This window comes from Aldersonia kunmingensis (genome assembly GCF_001646865.1).
Classification (GTDB): Bacteria; Actinomycetota; Actinomycetes; order Mycobacteriales; family Mycobacteriaceae; genus Aldersonia; species Aldersonia kunmingensis.
Genome location: NZ_LRRB01000028.1, coordinates 22458 through 39397 on the forward strand (window position 1 = coordinate 22458; position 16940 = coordinate 39397).

16 protein-coding genes and 1 tRNA gene are annotated in these 16940 nt (G+C 66.7%); 9 read left to right on the top strand and 8 right to left on the bottom strand.

The window, feature by feature from the left end; translation table 11 throughout:
* Positions 1-37: 37 nt before the first annotated feature.
* Positions 38-1654, bottom strand: a complete 1617-nt coding sequence (gene mbtM / locus A8G08_RS02490) for a long-chain-fatty acid--ACP ligase MbtM (protein ID WP_068269634.1) — start codon at positions 1652-1654, stop codon at positions 38-40.
* Entirely contained in the window at positions 1651-1944 is a 294-nt protein-coding gene (locus A8G08_RS28400) for an acyl carrier protein (RefSeq protein ID WP_425394522.1), read from the bottom strand. Before A8G08_RS28400 ends, mbtM begins: the two co-directional genes overlap by 4 nt.
* Positions 1945-2116: 172 nt before the next feature.
* Here A8G08_RS28400 and A8G08_RS02500 point away from each other — a divergent pair, with 172 nt between their 5' ends.
* Complete coding sequence (locus A8G08_RS02500; RefSeq protein WP_068269714.1) at positions 2117-2632, top strand: gamma carbonic anhydrase family protein; 516 nt, start codon at positions 2117-2119, stop codon at positions 2630-2632.
* Positions 2633-2664: 32 nt separating this feature from the next.
* A complete protein-coding gene (locus tag A8G08_RS02505) occupies positions 2665-3288 on the top strand; it encodes a GNAT family N-acetyltransferase (protein WP_068269641.1) in 624 nt (207 codons plus the stop codon).
* A 425-nt stretch (positions 3289-3713) separates the two neighbouring features.
* On the opposite strand, the gene A8G08_RS02510 is transcribed toward A8G08_RS02505, so the two are convergent.
* From A8G08_RS02510 to A8G08_RS02520, 3 genes are all read right to left on the bottom strand, one after another.
* A tRNA-Val gene (locus A8G08_RS02510) sits at positions 3714-3788 on the bottom strand.
* Between the two features lie 115 nt (positions 3789-3903).
* A complete protein-coding gene (locus A8G08_RS02515; protein WP_068269643.1) occupies positions 3904-4362 on the bottom strand; it encodes a peroxiredoxin in 459 nt (152 codons plus the stop codon).
* Between the two features lie 63 nt (positions 4363-4425).
* On the bottom strand, positions 4426-4851 hold the full coding sequence (locus tag A8G08_RS02520) for a DUF3052 domain-containing protein (protein WP_068269645.1): 426 nt from the start codon (positions 4849-4851) through the stop codon (positions 4426-4428).
* 250 nt (positions 4852-5101) lie between these two features.
* On the opposite strand from A8G08_RS02520, the gene aceE reads away from it, so the two are divergent.
* The 6 genes from aceE to A8G08_RS02550 all read left to right on the top strand — a co-directional run bounded on the left by aceE (position 5102) and on the right by A8G08_RS02550 (position 13699).
* On the top strand, positions 5102-7975 hold the full coding sequence (gene aceE, locus A8G08_RS02525) for a pyruvate dehydrogenase (acetyl-transferring), homodimeric type (protein ID WP_068269647.1): 2874 nt from the start codon (positions 5102-5104) through the stop codon (positions 7973-7975).
* Between the two features lie 162 nt (positions 7976-8137).
* On the top strand, positions 8138-9367 hold the full coding sequence (locus tag A8G08_RS02530; RefSeq protein WP_187344419.1) for a PucR family transcriptional regulator: 1230 nt from the start codon (positions 8138-8140) through the stop codon (positions 9365-9367).
* 189 nt (positions 9368-9556) lie between these two features.
* Positions 9557-10474 (top strand): ACP S-malonyltransferase, encoded by a 918-nt coding sequence (locus A8G08_RS02535; protein ID WP_068269650.1) that lies wholly within the window; start codon positions 9557-9559, stop codon positions 10472-10474.
* Positions 10475-10578: 104 nt separating this feature from the next.
* Positions 10579-10881 carry a meromycolate extension acyl carrier protein AcpM gene (gene acpM / locus A8G08_RS02540; RefSeq protein ID WP_068269651.1) on the top strand — a complete coding sequence of 101 codons (303 nt, stop codon included), beginning with the start codon at positions 10579-10581 and terminating at the stop codon, positions 10879-10881.
* A 7-nt stretch (positions 10882-10888) separates the two neighbouring features.
* On the top strand, positions 10889-12139 hold the full coding sequence (locus A8G08_RS02545; RefSeq protein ID WP_068269657.1) for a KasA/KasB family beta-ketoacyl-ACP synthase: 1251 nt from the start codon (positions 10889-10891) through the stop codon (positions 12137-12139).
* Positions 12140-12268: 129 nt separating this feature from the next.
* Positions 12269-13699 carry an acyl-CoA carboxylase subunit beta gene (locus A8G08_RS02550; protein ID WP_068269658.1) on the top strand — a complete coding sequence of 477 codons (1431 nt, stop codon included), beginning with the start codon at positions 12269-12271 and terminating at the stop codon, positions 13697-13699.
* A 36-nt stretch (positions 13700-13735) separates the two neighbouring features.
* Here the strand turns inward: A8G08_RS02550 and A8G08_RS02555 are convergent, their stop codons facing one another.
* Positions 13736-14008, bottom strand: a complete 273-nt coding sequence (locus tag A8G08_RS02555) for a hypothetical protein (protein WP_068269662.1) — start codon at positions 14006-14008, stop codon at positions 13736-13738.
* A gap of 83 nt (positions 14009-14091) precedes the next feature.
* Entirely contained in the window at positions 14092-14604 is a 513-nt protein-coding gene (locus A8G08_RS02560) for a DUF3145 domain-containing protein (RefSeq protein WP_068269717.1), read from the bottom strand.
* A 354-nt stretch (positions 14605-14958) separates the two neighbouring features.
* Between A8G08_RS02560 and A8G08_RS02565 the strand changes: the two genes are divergently transcribed.
* A complete protein-coding gene (locus A8G08_RS02565) occupies positions 14959-16122 on the top strand; it encodes an acyltransferase family protein (RefSeq protein ID WP_169823252.1) in 1164 nt (387 codons plus the stop codon).
* A gap of 3 nt (positions 16123-16125) precedes the next feature.
* Here A8G08_RS02565 and A8G08_RS02570 read toward each other — a convergent pair whose 3' ends face one another.
* The gene (locus A8G08_RS02570; protein ID WP_068269666.1) at positions 16126-16938 is read right to left on the bottom strand and encodes a serine hydrolase domain-containing protein; all 813 of its coding nucleotides are present in this window, start codon (positions 16936-16938) and stop codon (positions 16126-16128) included.
* Between the last annotated feature and the right edge of the window lie 2 nt (positions 16939-16940).

The window sequence follows — 16940 nt, forward strand, 5'->3', positions numbered from 1 at the left end:
GCATTTCGGGCCGCGCGCTCGTAGCGCGGGTAACGACTCAGCCGCCGAGTTGCTGCTTCACCTCGAGCCGCCGGAGCTTTCCCGACGACGTGCGCGGCAGCGTGCCGGGCCGCACGAACACCACATCGGAGGGAACAACTCCGCATTGCGCGGCAACCCGGGCGACAAGGTCCGCGTGTGCCCCGGCCTCGTCGGGCCCGCGGTACTCGGCAGTGATCGCCAGTCGGGGCCGCGCGGTGCCGGCGCCGATGCCGACGGCAACGACCGCGCCCTCGCGGACGCCCTTGACCTGTGCCGCGACGGACTCGACCTCGTTGGGAAAGACATTGCGGCCGGCGATCATGATGACCTCTTTGGCACGCCCGCACACCACGAGCGAGCCGTCGACGAGGTAGCCGAGATCGCCGGTGCGGTACCACGCAGCCGGATCGATGTCCGGCTCGCCGAGGTATCCGCGCATCATCGACGTTCCGCGGATCTCGAGTTCGCCGACCTCGCGGCCACGCAGCGCGGGCGGCTCGTCGGTGGCGGGCACGATCCGCATCTCCATGCCGTCGATCGGCCGGCCGAGCAGCGCGTGCTTGCGCACCACGGCGCCCGCGCCGGGCACATCCGCCTCGACCTCGTCGACCTGCAGCCCGCCCTGGCCGAACAGCGGAGTGGTCACCGCACAGGTGGATTCCGCCAGGCCATACGAGGGCGCGACGCACAACGGGTCGAACCCGAACGCCGTCATACGGTCGATGAAGACCCCGAACCCGTCGCAATCGATCGGCTCGCCGCCGCTCAGCGCGCACCGCAGGCTCGACAGGTCGACGTCGCGGACACGGCTCGCGTATTTGCCGATCAGGTTGTAGGCGAAGTTCGGCGCGCCCGTGTAGGTGGCCTTGCTTGTGCTCAGCCAGTTCAGCCAGCGGAACGGCGATGCCGCGAACGACGACGTGGGCGCAACCCACATCGAGGCGCCGCTGAGCACGCCGGTCAGCAGGAAGGCGAGGCCCATGTCGTGGTAGATCGGCAGCCACGTGCAGCAGATGTCCCGCGTCGGGTCGAGGCGGATGCGCCGCATGAGCCCACCGATGTTGTTCAGCACGGCTCCCCGCGTCAGCACAGCGGTGCGCGGCGTGCCGGTCGAACCGGCGGTGCCTTGCAAGACGGCCGGCGCATTCACATCGCCCGGCGGAATGGGCAGCGGCGACGCGAGCGACTCGCGGCCGACTGTGGCCAGATCCTCGATGGGTAGCCGAGATTCCACCTCGCGCAGCGCCGCGAGCTGGGAACCGTTGGCGAACACGACGGTCGCACCGAGGCTCGCGAACCGGGCGAGCGTCGCGGCCGCCCATTGCTGCACGTCGGCACCGCGGACCGGTCCCGGCAGGATGCTCACGGCCGCACCGGCGAGCCAGGCGCCAGGGATCGCCGCCACAAGTTCCACTGTGGGGTCGCCCACGATGCCCACTACCCCGGGCGCGGCACCGACGCGGTCGAGGGCACGCACGGCGACGTTCTCCGCAATGGCATGAACCTGAGCCCAGGGATACGGCTGCCACTGCCCGGATGCGGGCTCGAAAACGACGAGGTCGCCGGTGGCCGTGGTCATCGACCGCACGGCAGTCGAGATGAGGGCGTCTTCTGTTGTGACCGCCTGCGTCATTGCCGCGCCTGGTCCGACCCGCTCCGCATCTTCTCGGCCAGGACGTCCTCGAGATCGCCCACGGTGTTGCAGCCGAGCAACTCTTCCTCGTTCAGCACGACGCCCAGTTTGTCCTCGATCGCCACCATGCCGACCGCGAACGCGACGGAATCCAGGCCTACTTCATCGATCAAATGAGAGTCACGAGTGACCTTGGAAAGGTCGATCTGAAGGTCGTCCCGGAAGATTTCTTCGAGGACAGTGCGAACAGCGTCGGGCATGCGAGAGTCTTTCGGTGATCGTGCGCGCACCCGCGGGGTCCGGCAGGGCGTCAGAGGTGAGGCTAGCCTATTCTTTGCCGCCCGGCGCTGATCGGCGGTGGTTTGCGGGCAGCGCCACAGCCTGATTGCCACCCCGGCCAACAGATCCGGCATCCTCGAACCGGGCACGCCGACAACCGGCAGCCATAAGCGGAAGGGCGTCATGAGAATCGCACTCGGTGAGCACAAGCCGGACATCGATGAGAGCGCGTGGATCGCACCCAATGCGACGGTCATCGGCCGCACCACACTCGGTGCCGAAGTCGGCGTTTGGTACAGCACCGTGATCCGCGCCGATGTCGAGGAGATCACCGTCGGGGCGCGTACCAACGTTCAGGACGGCTGCGTGCTGCACGCGGATCCCGGCTTCCCGCTGACCATCGGGTCGGGGGTTTCCGTGGGACACAACGCGACTCTGCACGGCTGCACGATCGGTGACGACGTCCTCGTGGGGATGGGCGCAACCGTGCTCAACGGGGCCCAGATCGGCGCCGGGTCGCTCATTGCTGCGAATGCCCTGATCCCTGAGGGTGCGGTAATCCCGCCCGGTTCGCTGGTGGCGGGTGTGCCGGGCAAGGTGCGCCGCGAACTCGGCGAGGCGGAGCTCGAGCGGATCAAGCTCAATTCCGTGGTGTACGTGCATCTCTTGTCGACGCACCGCGACGCCGTCGAGCTGTGACGGATACTCCGAAGAGACCGACAGGACGACAGATGACGCAGACCGAGGCCGACCCGGTACTCCCGCGCTACCTGCGGGATGTCGCACCGGAGGTACTCGCCGTGCCCGCGCCACCGATTCCCGCGCTCGAGGAGCCGTACGGGGTACGAGTGGTCGATCCATCCGGTCCCGATACGGAGCTGATCACCGGGTGGATGCAGCTCCCCCACCTGGTGACCGCCTGGGAGCAGGCGTGGCCGTCCGACAAGTGGCGCAAGCACCTCGAGGCGCAGCTGGCCACCGGGTACTCGCGGCCGCTCATCGTGTCGTTCAAGGACAAGCCGCTCGCCTACCTCGAGTTCTACCGGGCGGCCCAGGATGTCATCGCACGCAAGTACGACGCGCATCCTTCGGATCTCGGCATCCACGCCGCGATCGCAGACACGGCGGTCGTGAACCGCGGCTTCGCACCGCGGGTACTGCCGAGGATGATTGCCGGGCTGTTCGAGCTCGATCCGCAGTGCCAGCGCGTGATGTTCGACCCCGACGTCCGCAACACCGGCGCGCGCCGGCTGTGCGAGTTCATCGGCTGCAAGTTCCTCGGCGAGCACGATCTGCCCTACAAGCGGATGGCGCTGTACGCACTCGAGCGCGACACGCACTCCGGAAAGCGCTGAGCCAGACCGCAAGAACCCGTCACCAGCGCCCAACCGGGTCTCATCGACGAGACAGCCCCGACTCCGCGGGAGTTCGCGCTATGCGAATTGCCTTGGGGCACTTGCGGACGGCGTGCGATGCGCCGGACACCCCGGCGCGAGCGTTCCGAGCTTTTCCATGTCGACTCTGTTACCAGCTCATGGGCTACCAGAACGGCACCCTGCGCTCGTAAAAGGCCTTCGAAAGTGGCCTGCAAATGATCGTGAAGAATGCGCTCGGATCGCTCGACGTGCTTACACCCCAGTCGAATACCGCCGCGACCGAGTCCGGCACTCGGCAAACCAGCTGACCCGAGAGGCGGACCGAATCGGCTCATCGGATCCGGTCGGGTTGCGGCCCAAGCACACTCATCGTCATGTGGCGTACGCCGATTATCAGGCCTTCTTGGTGGGCGCAGAGGGGTTCGAACCCCCGACCGCTGGTGTGTAAAACCAGAGCTCTACCACTGAGCTATACGCCCGGAACGGCTCCCGCAGGACGGGAACCGCATTTCGCGAGAGCGACGATACCGCGAAGCCGGGATCCCAGGAAATCCCGGGTCCCGGCCTCGCCGTGTAAGTCCCTACCAGCGCCGATCAGACCGACGCGAGCGCCTTCTGCCAGGCGTTCTGATCGCGGGCCTCGCCTGGGCCGTTCATCTCGGCGAAGCGGACGACGCCCTCCTTGTCGACGAGGAAGGTGCCACGGTTGGCGAACCCGAGGTCCTCGTTGAACACGCCGTAGGCCTGTGCGACGGCGCCGTGCGGCCAAAAATCGGCCAGCAGCGGGAACAGGTAACCCTGCTCGGCGGCCCAGATCTTGTGGGTGGGTGAAGCGCCGACCGAGATGGCGAGGATCGCGCTGTCGTCGTTCTCGAACTTCGGCAGTTCGTCGCGGACGGCGCACAGCTCACCCTGGCAGGTGCCGGTGAACGCGAGCGGGTAGAAGACGATCAGCACGTTCTTTTTGCCCCGGAAGTCCGAGAGCGTGACCAGCTGGTTGTTCTGGTCCTTGAGGGTGAAGTCGGGCGCGGTGGTGCCAACCTCGAGCGGCATGCGGTGTTCCTTTGACTGATTCATCGAATGTTGCTGTACAGGACGGACCGTACTCGCGGAGGTTCAGCGCTGCTTCGGCGCTCGCGCCTTGGGCTGCACCAGCCGGCTGCCCGTCCAGCCACCCAGCTTCACCGCAGAGGTCTGCGTTAGGCCTGCGGTCGGCGCCGATTCGGCGATCTCACTCGGATCGACGTGTCCGGGTTGCCCGGTCTTGGGGGTGAGCACCCAGACGAATCCCTCGTCGGCCAGCGGGCCGATCGCATCCATCAAAGCGTCCACCAGATCGCCGTCCCCGTCGCGCCACCACATCAGCACGACATCGATGACCTCGTCGGAATCCTCATCGAGAAGCTCGTCTCCGATTGCTTCCTCGACTTCGGCACGCAGTTCGTCGTCGGTGTCATCGTCCCAACCGAGCTCCTGAACCACCATGCCGTGCGAAATACCGAGCTTCTGAGCGAAGTTTTGCGCATCCGCCGCGGCGACCACGGTGGTTCCCTCCTAGCGTCGTGGGTTGCAATGTACTGCTAGCGAACAGTGTTGGGGCCGCGAGCGCAAGCCGATTGGCCGAAATCGTAATTGTGACGGATTCATCAATCCAGGTCAGCGGGTGACCTCCGCTGCTCTATGGGGAAGGATGGACTGTACGCCGATCAGCGTGCGGGCGTCCATACCCGGAGCAGCCCGCTGGGGAAGGAACGCATACCTCGCGTTCCAACCAACACAAGGAGCTCAGACGTTGTCAGACCTGATTCACGATTCGTCCTCCAGTGCACCACCGTCCGGCCCGCCACAGGGTTCGGCGAATGGGCACGGCAATGGCGAACGTGTACGGCTAATCCGCGAAGGCGTCGCGTCCTACCTGACCGACACCGATCCCGATGAGACGGTTGAATGGCTGGACTCGTTCGATGCGATGCTCGAGAACGCCGGCCCCGGCCGCGCTCGGTATTTGATGCTGCGCATGCTCGAGCGCGCAGGCGAACGCCGCGTGTCGATTCCCGCGCTCACCTCGACGGATTACGTCAATACCATCCCGACCGAAAACGAACCGTTCTTCCCCGGTGACGAGGAAGTCGAGCGCCGCTACCGCGCTTGGATCCGCTGGAACGCCGCGATCATGGTGCACCGCGCTCAGCGACCGGGCGTCGGCGTCGGCGGCCACATCTCCACCTACGCCTCGTCCGCCGCACTGTACGAGGTGGGCTTCAACCACTTCTTCCGCGGCAAGGACCATCCCGGCGGTGGCGACCAGATCTTCATCCAGGGCCACGCCTCCCCCGGCATCTACGCCCGCGCCTTCCTCGAGGGCCGCATCCCGGCCGCGCAGCTGGACGGTTTCCGTCAGGAGTACAGCCACGCCGCCGACGGCGGCGGCCTGCCGTCGTACCCGCACCCGCGGCTGCTGCCGGACTTCTGGGAGTTCCCGACGGTCTCGATGGGCCTCGGCCCGATGAACGCGATCTACCAGGCTCGGTTCAACCACTACCTGCACGATCGCGGCATCAAGGACACCAGCGACCAGCACGTTTGGGCGTTCCTCGGCGACGGCGAGATGGACGAGCCCGAGTCGCGCGGCCTCGCACACGTCGCGGCCACGGAGGGCCTGGACAACCTGACCTTCGTCGTGAACTGCAACCTGCAGCGCCTCGACGGTCCGGTCCGCGGCAACGGCAAGATCATCCAGGAACTCGAGTCGTTCTTCCGCGGCGCCGGCTGGAACGTCATCAAGGTCGTCTGGGGCCGCGAGTGGGATGCCCTGCTCAAGGGCGACCGCGACGGAGCGCTGGTCAACCTGATGAACAGCACCCCGGACGGCGACTACCAGACCTACAAGGCCAACGACGGCGGCTTCGTGCGCGAGCACTTCTTCGGGCGCGATCCGCGCACCAAGGAACTCGTCGCGGACCTGTCCGACGAGGACATCTGGAACCTCAAGCGTGGTGGCCACGACTACCGCAAGGTCTACGCGGCCTACGCGGCAGCGATGGCGCACAAGGGCCAGCCCACCGTGATCCTCGCCAAGACGATCAAGGGCTACACGCTCGGCCCGCACTTCGAGGGCCGCAACGCGACGCACCAGATGAAGAAGCTGACGCTCGACGATCTGAAGGCGTTCCGCGACCGCGAGCGGATCCCGATCAGCGACGCCGACCTCGAGCGCGATCCGTACCTGCCGCCGTACTACCACCCGGGACCCGAGTCCCCGGAGATCAAGTACATGCTCGAGCGCCGCAGCGCGCTCGGTGGCTTCCTGCCCGAGCGGCGCACCGCCGCGAAGCCGCTGAAGCTGCCCGGTGACGACGCGTACAAGTCGTTCAAGAAGGGGTCGGGGAAGCAGGAGATCGCCACCACGATGGCCCTCGTGCGCGTGTTCAAGGAACTGCTGCGCGACAAGGAAATCGGCAGCCGGATCGTGCCGATCATTCCGGACGAGGCCCGCACCTTCGGTATGGACTCGTGGTTCCCGTCGCTGAAGATCTACAACCGCAACGGCCAGCTCTACACCTCGGTGGACGCGCAGCTCATGCTCGCCTACAAGGAGAGTCCGATCGGCCAGATCCTGCACGAGGGGATCAACGAGGCCGGCTCGACGTCGTCGTTCACCGCGGTCGGCACTTCGTACGCGACGCATGGCGAGCCGATGATCCCGGTGTACATCTTCTATTCGATGTTCGGGTTCCAGCGCACCGGCGACGGCCTGTGGGCGGCGGCGGACCAGATGGCGCGCGGCTTCGTGCTCGGCGCCACCGCGGGCCGCACCACGCTGACCGGCGAGGGCCTGCAGCACGCCGATGGGCATTCGCTGCTGCTCGCGTCGACCAACCCGGCAGCGGTGGCCTACGACCCGGCGTTCGCCCACGAGATCGCGCACATCGTGCGGGACGGACTACGGCGGATGTACGGCGGGACCGAAGGCGTCGAGGGCTTCGGCGGCGAGGATGTTTTCTACTACATCACGCTGTACAACGAGCCCTACCACCAGCCGGCGGAGCCGGAGGACTTGGATGTGGAGGGTCTGCTCAAGGGCATCTACCTCTACCAAAAGGGTGCCGAGTGGTCCGCGACAGCATCTGATGGGAGCTCCGCAGGCTCCGCTCCACGAGCCCAACTGCTCGCCTCGGGCGTCACGATCCCCGACGCGCTCAAGGCGCAGGAGATGCTCGCCGAGGAGTGGGGCGTGAACGCCGACGTGTGGTCGGTGACGTCGTGGAGCGAGCTGCGCCGGGACGGCATCGCAGCCGCGCAGCACGCGCTGCGCAACCCGGGCGAGGACGCTCCGGTGCCGTTCGTGACGAAGGCCCTGTCCAGCGCGTCGGGTCCGTTCGTGGCGGCCTCGGACTGGATGCGTGCCGTGCCGGACCAGATCCGGCAGTGGGTGCCGGGCGACTACACGACGCTGGGCACAGACGGTTTCGGGTTCTCCGATACGCGTACGACGGCACGTCGGGTGTTCAATATCGACTCGCACTCGATCGTGGTCGCGGCCCTGGCCGGCCTCGCTCGCGAAGGTTCGGTGGACCGGTCGCTCGCCGTCGAGGCGGCGGCCAAGTACCGGATCGACGATGCACTCGCGGCGCCGACATCGATGGCCGATCCCGGAAGCGCCTGAGATGTGACGTTGGGCGGTGCGGTGAGGAAACATCCCCACCGCACCGTCCGACAGTCCACAATGAACCGGGTCGCAGGCGGCGACACGGGCGTTGGACGGTGACGGGAGACTGTAGGAGTGACATCCGAGAGCAGGCCGCGCCCGCCACGCCCGGTATCGCCGATCACATCCGAGCGCGAGGTCTTCCTTCCGACCGGTGCACTGGCGGCGGTGAAGCAGGTACGCGATCCGCTGCCCGACACGCTGTTGCGCCGGGTCAAGCAGTTCTCGGGACGGCTGTCCACCGAGGCGGTCGCGTCCATGCAGGACCAGCTGGACTTCTTCTCCGACCTCGACGCCGATCAGCGCGCCAGCGTGCACATGATCGTGCAGACAGCGGTGGTCAACTTCCTGGAATGGCTGCAGAACCCCGGCAGTGATATTCGGTTCAGCCTCGACGCCTTCCAACTCGTTCCGCAGGATCTCGCGCGCCGCCTGACGTTGAGTCAGACGGTCGACATGGTCCGCGTCGCGATGGAGTTCTTCGAACAGTGGCTTCCCGCGCTGGCTCGCAACGAGCGCCAGCTCGTTGCGCTGACCGAGGCTGTACTCCGGTACGGCCGCGAGCTCGGCTTCGCCGCCGCGTCGGTATATGCGGCGGCCGCAGAGTCGCGCGGTGCGTGGGACACCCGGCTCGAGGCTATCGTCGTGGACGCGGTGGTCCGCGGCGACACCGGTTCCGACATGTTGTCGCGCGCGGCGACGCTGAACTGGGACGCCACCGCGCCCGCCACCGTCCTGGTCGGCACGCCGCCGGCCGACGAGGGCGTGTCGGTTATCGGTTCGGTGCACACGATCGCGCAGAAGCACGGCCGGGCCGCGCTCGCGGTGGTGCAGGGTTCGCGCCTCGTGACGGTGGTGAGCGGCCATCTGTCCGGCGCGCCGTCGAGCGCCACGTTCATGGCGGAGCTGCTCGACGCGTTCTCCGATGGGCCGGTCGTGATCGGCCCGACCATGCCGGTGCTTGGCGCCGCGCACGTCAGTGCCGTCGAGGCCCTGGCAGGTATCGAGGCCGTGATCGGGTGGCGCGGTGCACCGCGTCCGGTGCATGCAATCGAACTGCTTCCCGAGCGCGCGCTCCTAGGCGATTCGGCCGCTGTGGACGCGCTCAACGAGTATCTGGTGGCACCGCTCGCGGCCGCTGGACCGGCCCTCGGGGAGACGCTGGACGCCTATCTGGACAGCGGCGGAGCAGTCGAAACCTGTGCCCGCCTCCTGTTTGTTCATCCAAATACAGTGCGGTACCGATTGAAGCGAATCGCCGAGGTTACTGGGCGCGACCCGACAAACCCGAGAGACGCCTATGTTCTTCGAATTGCCGCCACCCTGGGCCGATTGAACGCAAAAAGGTAACGAATCGCTCAAGATTGTCACATCAGTCACACAAGACTCGGGTGTCGCATCTAGCCGGTAACGCGAAACCGACCCTTGCCGATGTGGGCGACCGTCCTGCAGGTTTGTGGGGATCCCACAAAACAGCTCAAAAAGCTTCATGCCTCACGACACGTCACTAGCGCGGGTTCACAGTGTTCCCTAGAAGACGTGATAGCGCTGCTTGCGCCCGGCCAGGGTGCCCAGACGTCGGGAATGCTCATTCCCTGGCTCGATCTGCCTGGTGCGCGTGATCGAGTGACCCTGTGGTCCAAGGCGTCCGGCCTGGATCTCGAGCGACTCGGCACGACCGCATCGGACGAGGAAATCACCGATACCGCGGTCACACAGCCGCTCGTTGTCGCGGCCGCTCTGCTCGCATTCATCGAGTTGGAGCAGGCCGGCTACGCGCCCGCCGAGGCGATCGTGGCCGGGCACTCCGTCGGTGAACTTGCTGCCGCAGCGGTGGCCGGCGTGATCTCCGCCGACGACGCCGTCAATCTCGCCGCGATCCGCGGTGCCGAGATGGCCAAGGCGTGCGCACTCGAGCGCACCGGCATGTCCGCTCTGCTTGGCGGCGACGAGGAAGTCGTCCTCGCCCGGCTCGACGAGCTCGGCCTCGTTCCTGCGAACCGCAACGCGGTTGGTCAGATCGTCGCCGCGGGCAAGCTCGACGCACTCGCCGAACTCGCCGCGAACCCGCCGGAGAAGGCCCGCGTGCGTGCGCTGCCCGTCGCCGGCGCGTTCCACACCGCTTTCATGGCTCCCGCGCAGGACGCGGTGACCGCGGCGGTCGCCAAGATCACGCCGTCGGACCCGAAGCTCACGCTGCTGTCCAACTACGACGGCCAGCCGGTCACCTCCGGCGCCGATGCCATCGAGAAGATGGCCGCACAGGTCACTCGCCCCGTGCGCTGGGATCTGTGCACCGCGACGATGCGGTCCGCTGAAGTTTCGGCAGTCGTCGAACTTCCTCCCGCAGGCACTCTCGTCGGTATCGCGAAGCGCGAGCTGCGCGGCACCCCGACCGTCGCCTTGAAGACCCCCGGGGATCTCCCGGCAGTCGCCGAGCACGGAGGACTCGGCTGAGCAGCACCCACTGCATCTGATCTTTCAGACCCGAGGACCGGTGAAGTGCCGGGCAACTCCTCGAAATCAAAGTTCCAACCCCAAAGAAGAAGGGAGCCACCAAAGTGGCCGCCACCCAGGAAGAAATCATTGCCGGTCTCGCGGAGATCATCGAGGAAGTCACCGGCATTGAGCCGTCCGAGGTGACCATCGAGAAGTCCTTCGTGGATGACCTCGACATCGACTCGCTGTCGATGGTGGAGATCGCCGTTCAGACCGAAGACAAGTACGGCGTGAAGATCCCGGACGAGGACCTCGCTGGCCTGCGCACCGTTGGTGACGCTGTCAACTACATCCAGAAGCTCGAGTCGGAGAACTCCGAAGCCGCCGACGCCATCCGCGCGCAGCTCGACGCAAAGGACGAGTGAGGCCGAAGTGTCGGGACCTTCCACCAAGAATGGGAATTTTCCCAACGTCGTAGTGACGGCGCTTGCCACGAGCACGTCGCTCGCGGGTGACGTCGAAACGACCTGGAAGAATCTGCTCAACGGGGAGAGCGGGATCGACGTGCTCGATCAGCCCTTCGTCGCGGAGTACGACCTCCCGGTTCGGATCGGCGGGAAGCTGAAGGTCGCGCCCGAAACCGTGCTCAGCCGTGTCGAGCTGCGCCGGATGTCCTACGTCGAACAGCTGGCGACCATCCTCGGTCGCGAGGTGTGGAAGAACGCCGGAAGCCCGGAGGTCGACAAGGACCGCCTCGCAGTCGCGATCGGCACCGGGCTCGGTGGCGGCGACGCACTGATCGACTCGGTCGACAAGCTGAAGAACGGCGGCTTCCGCAAGGTGTCGCCGCTCGCGGTTCAGATGATCATGCCGAACGGCCCGTCGGCCGTCGTCGGTCTCGAGCTCGAGGCTCGTGCCGGCGTCATCACTCCGGTGTCGGCTTGTTCGTCGGGTTCCGAGGCGATTGCCAACGCCTGGCGCATGATCGTGATGGGCGATGCGGACATCGTCGTCACCGGTGGTGTCGAGGGGCACATCGATGCGGTGCCGATCGCGGCATTCGCGATGATGCGCGCGATGAGCACTCGCAACGACGATCCGAAGGGTGCCTCGCGGCCGTTCGACAAGGACCGCGATGGTTTCGTCTTCGGTGAGGCGGGCGCGCTGATGGTCCTCGAGAGCGAGGAGCATGCTCGGGCTCGCGGTGCGCAGCCGATCGCGCGAATCCTCGGTGCCGGCATCACGTCGGACGGCTTCCACATCGTGGCTCCCGATCCGGAAGGAACGGGCGCGGCGCGTGCGATGACGCGGGCGATTCAGACCGCAGGCCTCACCGCAAAGGACATCCAGCATGTCAACGCGCACGCCACTGCCACCCCGATCGGGGACACGGCAGAGGCGAACGCGATCAACAAGGCCGTCGGCAACCACGCTTCGGTTTACGGACCGAAGTCGGCACTCGGACACTCCATCGGAGCAGTCGGTGCGCTGGAATCGGCTCTGACGGTGCTGAGCATCCGCGACAGCATCGTTCCGCCGACCCTGAACCTGGAGAACCAGGATCCGGAAATCGACCTGGACGTGGTGCGGGGCGAACCCCGTCGCGGCCAGATCGACTACGCGATCAACAACTCGTTCGGCTTCGGCGGACACAATGTTGCACTCGCATTCGGTCGGGTTTGACCCGGCGATAGCTCGGTCGGGTGGGTCGCAGGCAACTGCGGCCCACCCGCACCACCCGTTCCACCGCACCAACCCCGGGCGGGCATTCACATCAGGCCCGCGCGAGCATCTGGCCGGCGAGGAGACATCATGACGATCGTGGCGCCCAACAAGTCCGAGGCCACCACTGATCCGCGGGATCCCCAAAATCGACTCGAGCGGTTCTTCGATGCGGGCACGGTCAAGCTGCTGCATTCTCGCGATAAATCCGGCGTACTGGCTGCCCTCGGCGAGGTCGACGGTTGCCGCACGGTCGCCTTCTGCTCCGACCCGCTCGTCATGGGCGGCGCGATGGGCGTTGACGGATGCAAGCGCATCGTCGACGCGATCGATACCGCCATCGATTTGACGATTCCGGTAGTCGGCCTGTGGCACTCGGGCGGCGCACGCCTCGCAGAGGGTGTCGAGGCATTGCACGCCGTCGGCCTTGTTTTCGAGGCAATGGTCCGGGCCTCCGGCCTGGTCCCCCAGATTTCCGTCGTGCTCGGCTTCGCCGCCGGCGGTGCCGCATACGGCCCGGCGCTCACCGACATCGTGATCATGGCCCCCGAGGGCCGCGTGTTCGTCACCGGACCGGACGTCGTCCGCAGCGTGACGGGCGAACAGGTGGACATGGAATCGCTCGGCGGTCCGGCCACCCACACCAAGAAGTCCGGTGTCGCGCATATCGCCGCCCACGACGAGGCCGATGCCATGCACCGCGCTCGTCGGCTCGTCTCGATGCTATCCGACCAGGGCGAGTTCGATCAGGTCGCGGCCGAGCACGGCGACACCGACCTGCGCGCGATGATGCCGGAATCTGCCAAGCGCGCCTACGACGTGAAGCCGATCGTGCACGAACTGCTCGACAACGTGGACGGCGAATCGAGCTTCGAGGAACTGCAGGGCAACTGGGCGCGCAGCATCGTCGTCGGCCTTGGCCGCATGGGCGGGCGCACCGTCGGGGTTATCGCGAACAACCCGATTCGGCTCGGCGGCTGCCTCAATTCCGAGAGCGCCGAGAAGGCCGCGCGGTTCGTGCGGATGTGCGACGCGTTTGGCGTGCCGCTCGTTGTCGTCGTCGATGTGCCTGGCTATCTGCCCGGCGTCAGCCAGGAGTGGGAGGGCGTAGTCCGCCGCGGCGCCAAGCTGCTGCACGCGTTCGCCGAGGCTACGGTCCCCCGCGTGACCCTTGTGACCCGCAAGATCTACGGCGGTGCCTACATCGCGATGAACGCCCGCGCGCTGGGTGCCACCGCCGTGTACGCATGGCCCGAGGCCGAGGTCGCGGTCATGGGCGCGAAGGCCGCCGTTGGCATCCTCCACAAGAAGGCGCTCGCCGCCGCACCCGACGACGAGCGTGAGGCGCTGCACGACCGGCTGGCCGCCGAACACGAGGCCATCGCCGGCGGTGTCGGCCGGGCCATATCGATCGGCGTGGTGGACGAGATCATCGAACCCAAGCGAACCCGCAGCACCATCACTGCGGCGCTTGCTGCCGCCCCGCAGCGGCGGGGTCGGCACAAGAACATTCCGCTGTAGCTGGCGGCTGGTGAAGAGGCGAGGCCCGGGACCGGGTTACCGGTCCCGGGTCTTGTCGTCTTTGCGGTTACCGTCCCATTCCTCGTCGTTCTCGACGAGACCGTCGAAGGCCGTACCCGACACCATGCCGTTCGAGCCGGGCACCACCACTGTCTGGCGCGCACCGGGTTCGTACTTCGCATCGATCTCGGCCATCTTCTTCTTGGACCGTTCCACATCCTCGTCCGAAGGTTTGGGAGGGGCTTTTGCCTCATCGCCAGTGTCGGGCGGCGGTTGTTCGTCCTTGGGTGTCGCTGTGTTCTCAGTCACCCGAAACGGTTGCCCGATGCTCGTGCGGGCCAAACTAGCGCGGAGAAAGACCGAGGTCGGCCGACTGTCGCAGCCCGCAGCGATCAGCCGACGTTGCGGCGCAACCAGGTCACCTCGGCGCCTTCGCCACCGCTGCGGAACGGTTCGAGCGCGTCGTCCCACGCAGTACCGAGCGCGGTGTCCAACTCGGCGGCGAGCCGCTCGCTGCCACCCTCGAGCATCGCCTTCAGCCGCATCTCGCCGACTACGACGTCACCATTCGCGCTGGTACTCCCCCGCCACAGCCCGAGGCCCGGCACGAAGCTGTACCGCTCGCCGTCCACACCCTCGCTGGGATCCTCGGTCACCTCGAAGCGCAGCATGCTCCACGACCGCAGTACGTTGGCCAGCCGCGCGGCCGTGCCGACGGGGCCATACCATTCGGTGGTCGCGCGGAGCAGGCCATCGGAGGCCGGCTGACTGGTCCATTTCAGGTTGGCCGGTGCCTCGAGGGTCGATGACAGCGCCCATTCGACATGCGGGCACAGTGCGGCCGGAGATGAGTGGACAAACACCACTCCGGTCGTCGCATCGGCGAACTGATTCAATGCGCGCACCTTCACAACACCTCCGGCTCGACGAGGGACGTCTTCCCCAACGGCCTGCGTCGAAATCCGAAAGTTTAGGTACTACAGAGACCAGTGTGCCTTGTGTTACGTGTGTTGCGCCACCTTAGCGCCAAATTGGCCGCGTGTTTGGGCCTTGAGACCAACATTTCCCCTTGTTCGTCGCTCATCCTCGCCCATCGACGGGGTATCGCGCGCGACTTCCGTACGTAAACGAATACAGGTGAAACGATCGGACGACGTCGGACCCAACACTGAGCCTGGTGATCGCTGGGCCTGTAACTGCGGCGCCGAATGAAGCGAGTAGCTACCCGACGACGTAGGCCTGCACACCTGAGGATGCCGATGCTGGAGCAACAAGGACGACGAACCGGTGCTGGGTCTCGCCCCGTCGGCGAGCTGCCCAGTCTGGACGTGCTGGTCGCCGCGACGCCCGCGACGCGTGATCGGGTCGTCGACTTCCTGCGGGCCGCGAGTATCGGCGTTGTCGTCCTATGGCATTGGTCGCTGTCGATCACGCACTGGAATGGCAACGAGCTCGTCATGCCGAACCCGATCGACTACCTGCCGGGCACATGGGCCGCGACGTGGGTACTTCAGGTGATGCCCGTGTTCTTCTTCGTTGGTGGCTACGCCAACCTGGCCGGCTGGGAGGCGATCACCCGCGACGGCGGCGGTGCCGCCAGGTTCCTCGGGGCGCGGATGCGTCGACTGCTGTTGCCACTCCTACCCTTTCTCGCGGTGTGGCTGGTGTTCGACCTCGCAGTGCAGGCCACCGGGCGGCGCAGCGTGCTCGACTGGGGGATCGTGGTCTTCGTCCCACTGTGGTTCATCGGCGTCTACGCCGCCGTCGTCGCCGCGGTGCCGATCACGGCGCGCCTGCATCGGGCATGGGGCTGGCGGGTGCCGCTGATACTCGCTGCGGCGGTTCTCGCTGCCGACGTCCTCCGGCTGGGGCCGGGGTGGGGCGGGGCGGCACCGGGACTGGTTGGCTCAGCGTGCGTGTGGTTGTTCTGCCACCAGCTCGGCTACTTCTGGCGGGACGGCACGCTGGCCGCGGGCGGCTGGCCGCGCGCCGCCGCCGTGGCGGCTGCGGGATTCGCGGCGCTGATCATTCTGACGACGCTCGGTCCCTATCCGCACTCGATGGTTGCCATGCGGGGCGACGACACCAGCAACATGTTCCCGACCACCGCCGCGATCGTGGCACTCGCAACCTTCCAACTCGGCCTGGTGATGCTCGTCCGGTCGGGGCTCAACGCCTGGCTACAACAGCGCGGACCGTGGCGGGCGGTAGTGGGCGCGAATGGCGTCACCATGCCCGTGTTCATCTGGCACATGACCGCACTCGTGGCGTTTTTGTGGTTGTACGAGCGCGCTGGTTTCACGTTGTCCAGCGAGCCGACTACCGAGTGGTGGCTTTCCCGTGGGGTCTGGATCGTCGGTCCCGGCTTGCTGCTCGCCGGTCTGTTGGCCGCGCTGTCCCGTCTCCGGCGCGCGGCGAAATGACAGTCAGCCCGCGAGTTCCGCCGCAACCGTATCGCTCAGCTGTGGCCACAGCGGCTTCGCCCAGTCCCCGAAGGGCCGGTCCGTGAGCACGACACAGGCCGCCGACAGCGCCGGGTCGACCCAGAGGAACGTGCCGGCCTGACCGAAATGACCGAAGGTGCGGGGCGAATTGCTTGTGCCGGTCCAGTGCGGCGCCTTATCGTCGCGCAGCTCGAATCCGAGTCCCCAGTCATTCGGGCGCTGCGAGCCGTACCCCGGTAGCACGCCGGCCAGGCCGGGAAACTGCACCGTCGTCGCGTCCGCAAGCGTCTCCCCCGCAACGAGCTGCGGTGAGAGCAACTCGCTCGCGAACCGGGCGAGGTCCGCAACGGTGGACTGGGCGCCGTGGCCGGCGCTGCCGGTGAGCCCGGAGCCGGTCATCCCAAGCGGCTCGAACACGGCCTGGTCCAGGTACTCCGGAAACTCGATTCCTGTCTCGGTCCCGATCAGGTCGGCAAGCACTTCGAACCCCGCACTCGAGTAGATCCGCTTCGTACCCGGCTCGGCCTGCACCCGCGGCGCATCGAATGCGAGGCCGGAGGCATGGGCGAGCAGGTGCCGCACCGTCGAACCCTCCGGTCCGGCCGGCTGATCGAGTTCGATCGCGCCCTCCTCCACCGCAATCAGCGCGGCGTAGGCGGCAAGCAGCTTGGTGACCGAAGCGAGCGCGAACACCCGCTCGGTGTCACCGACCGTGGCACGCACGCCGTCCGGTGTGACCACCGCGCCGGCGACATTGTCCACCGACCATTCCCGCACCCGATCCAGACTCTGCACGG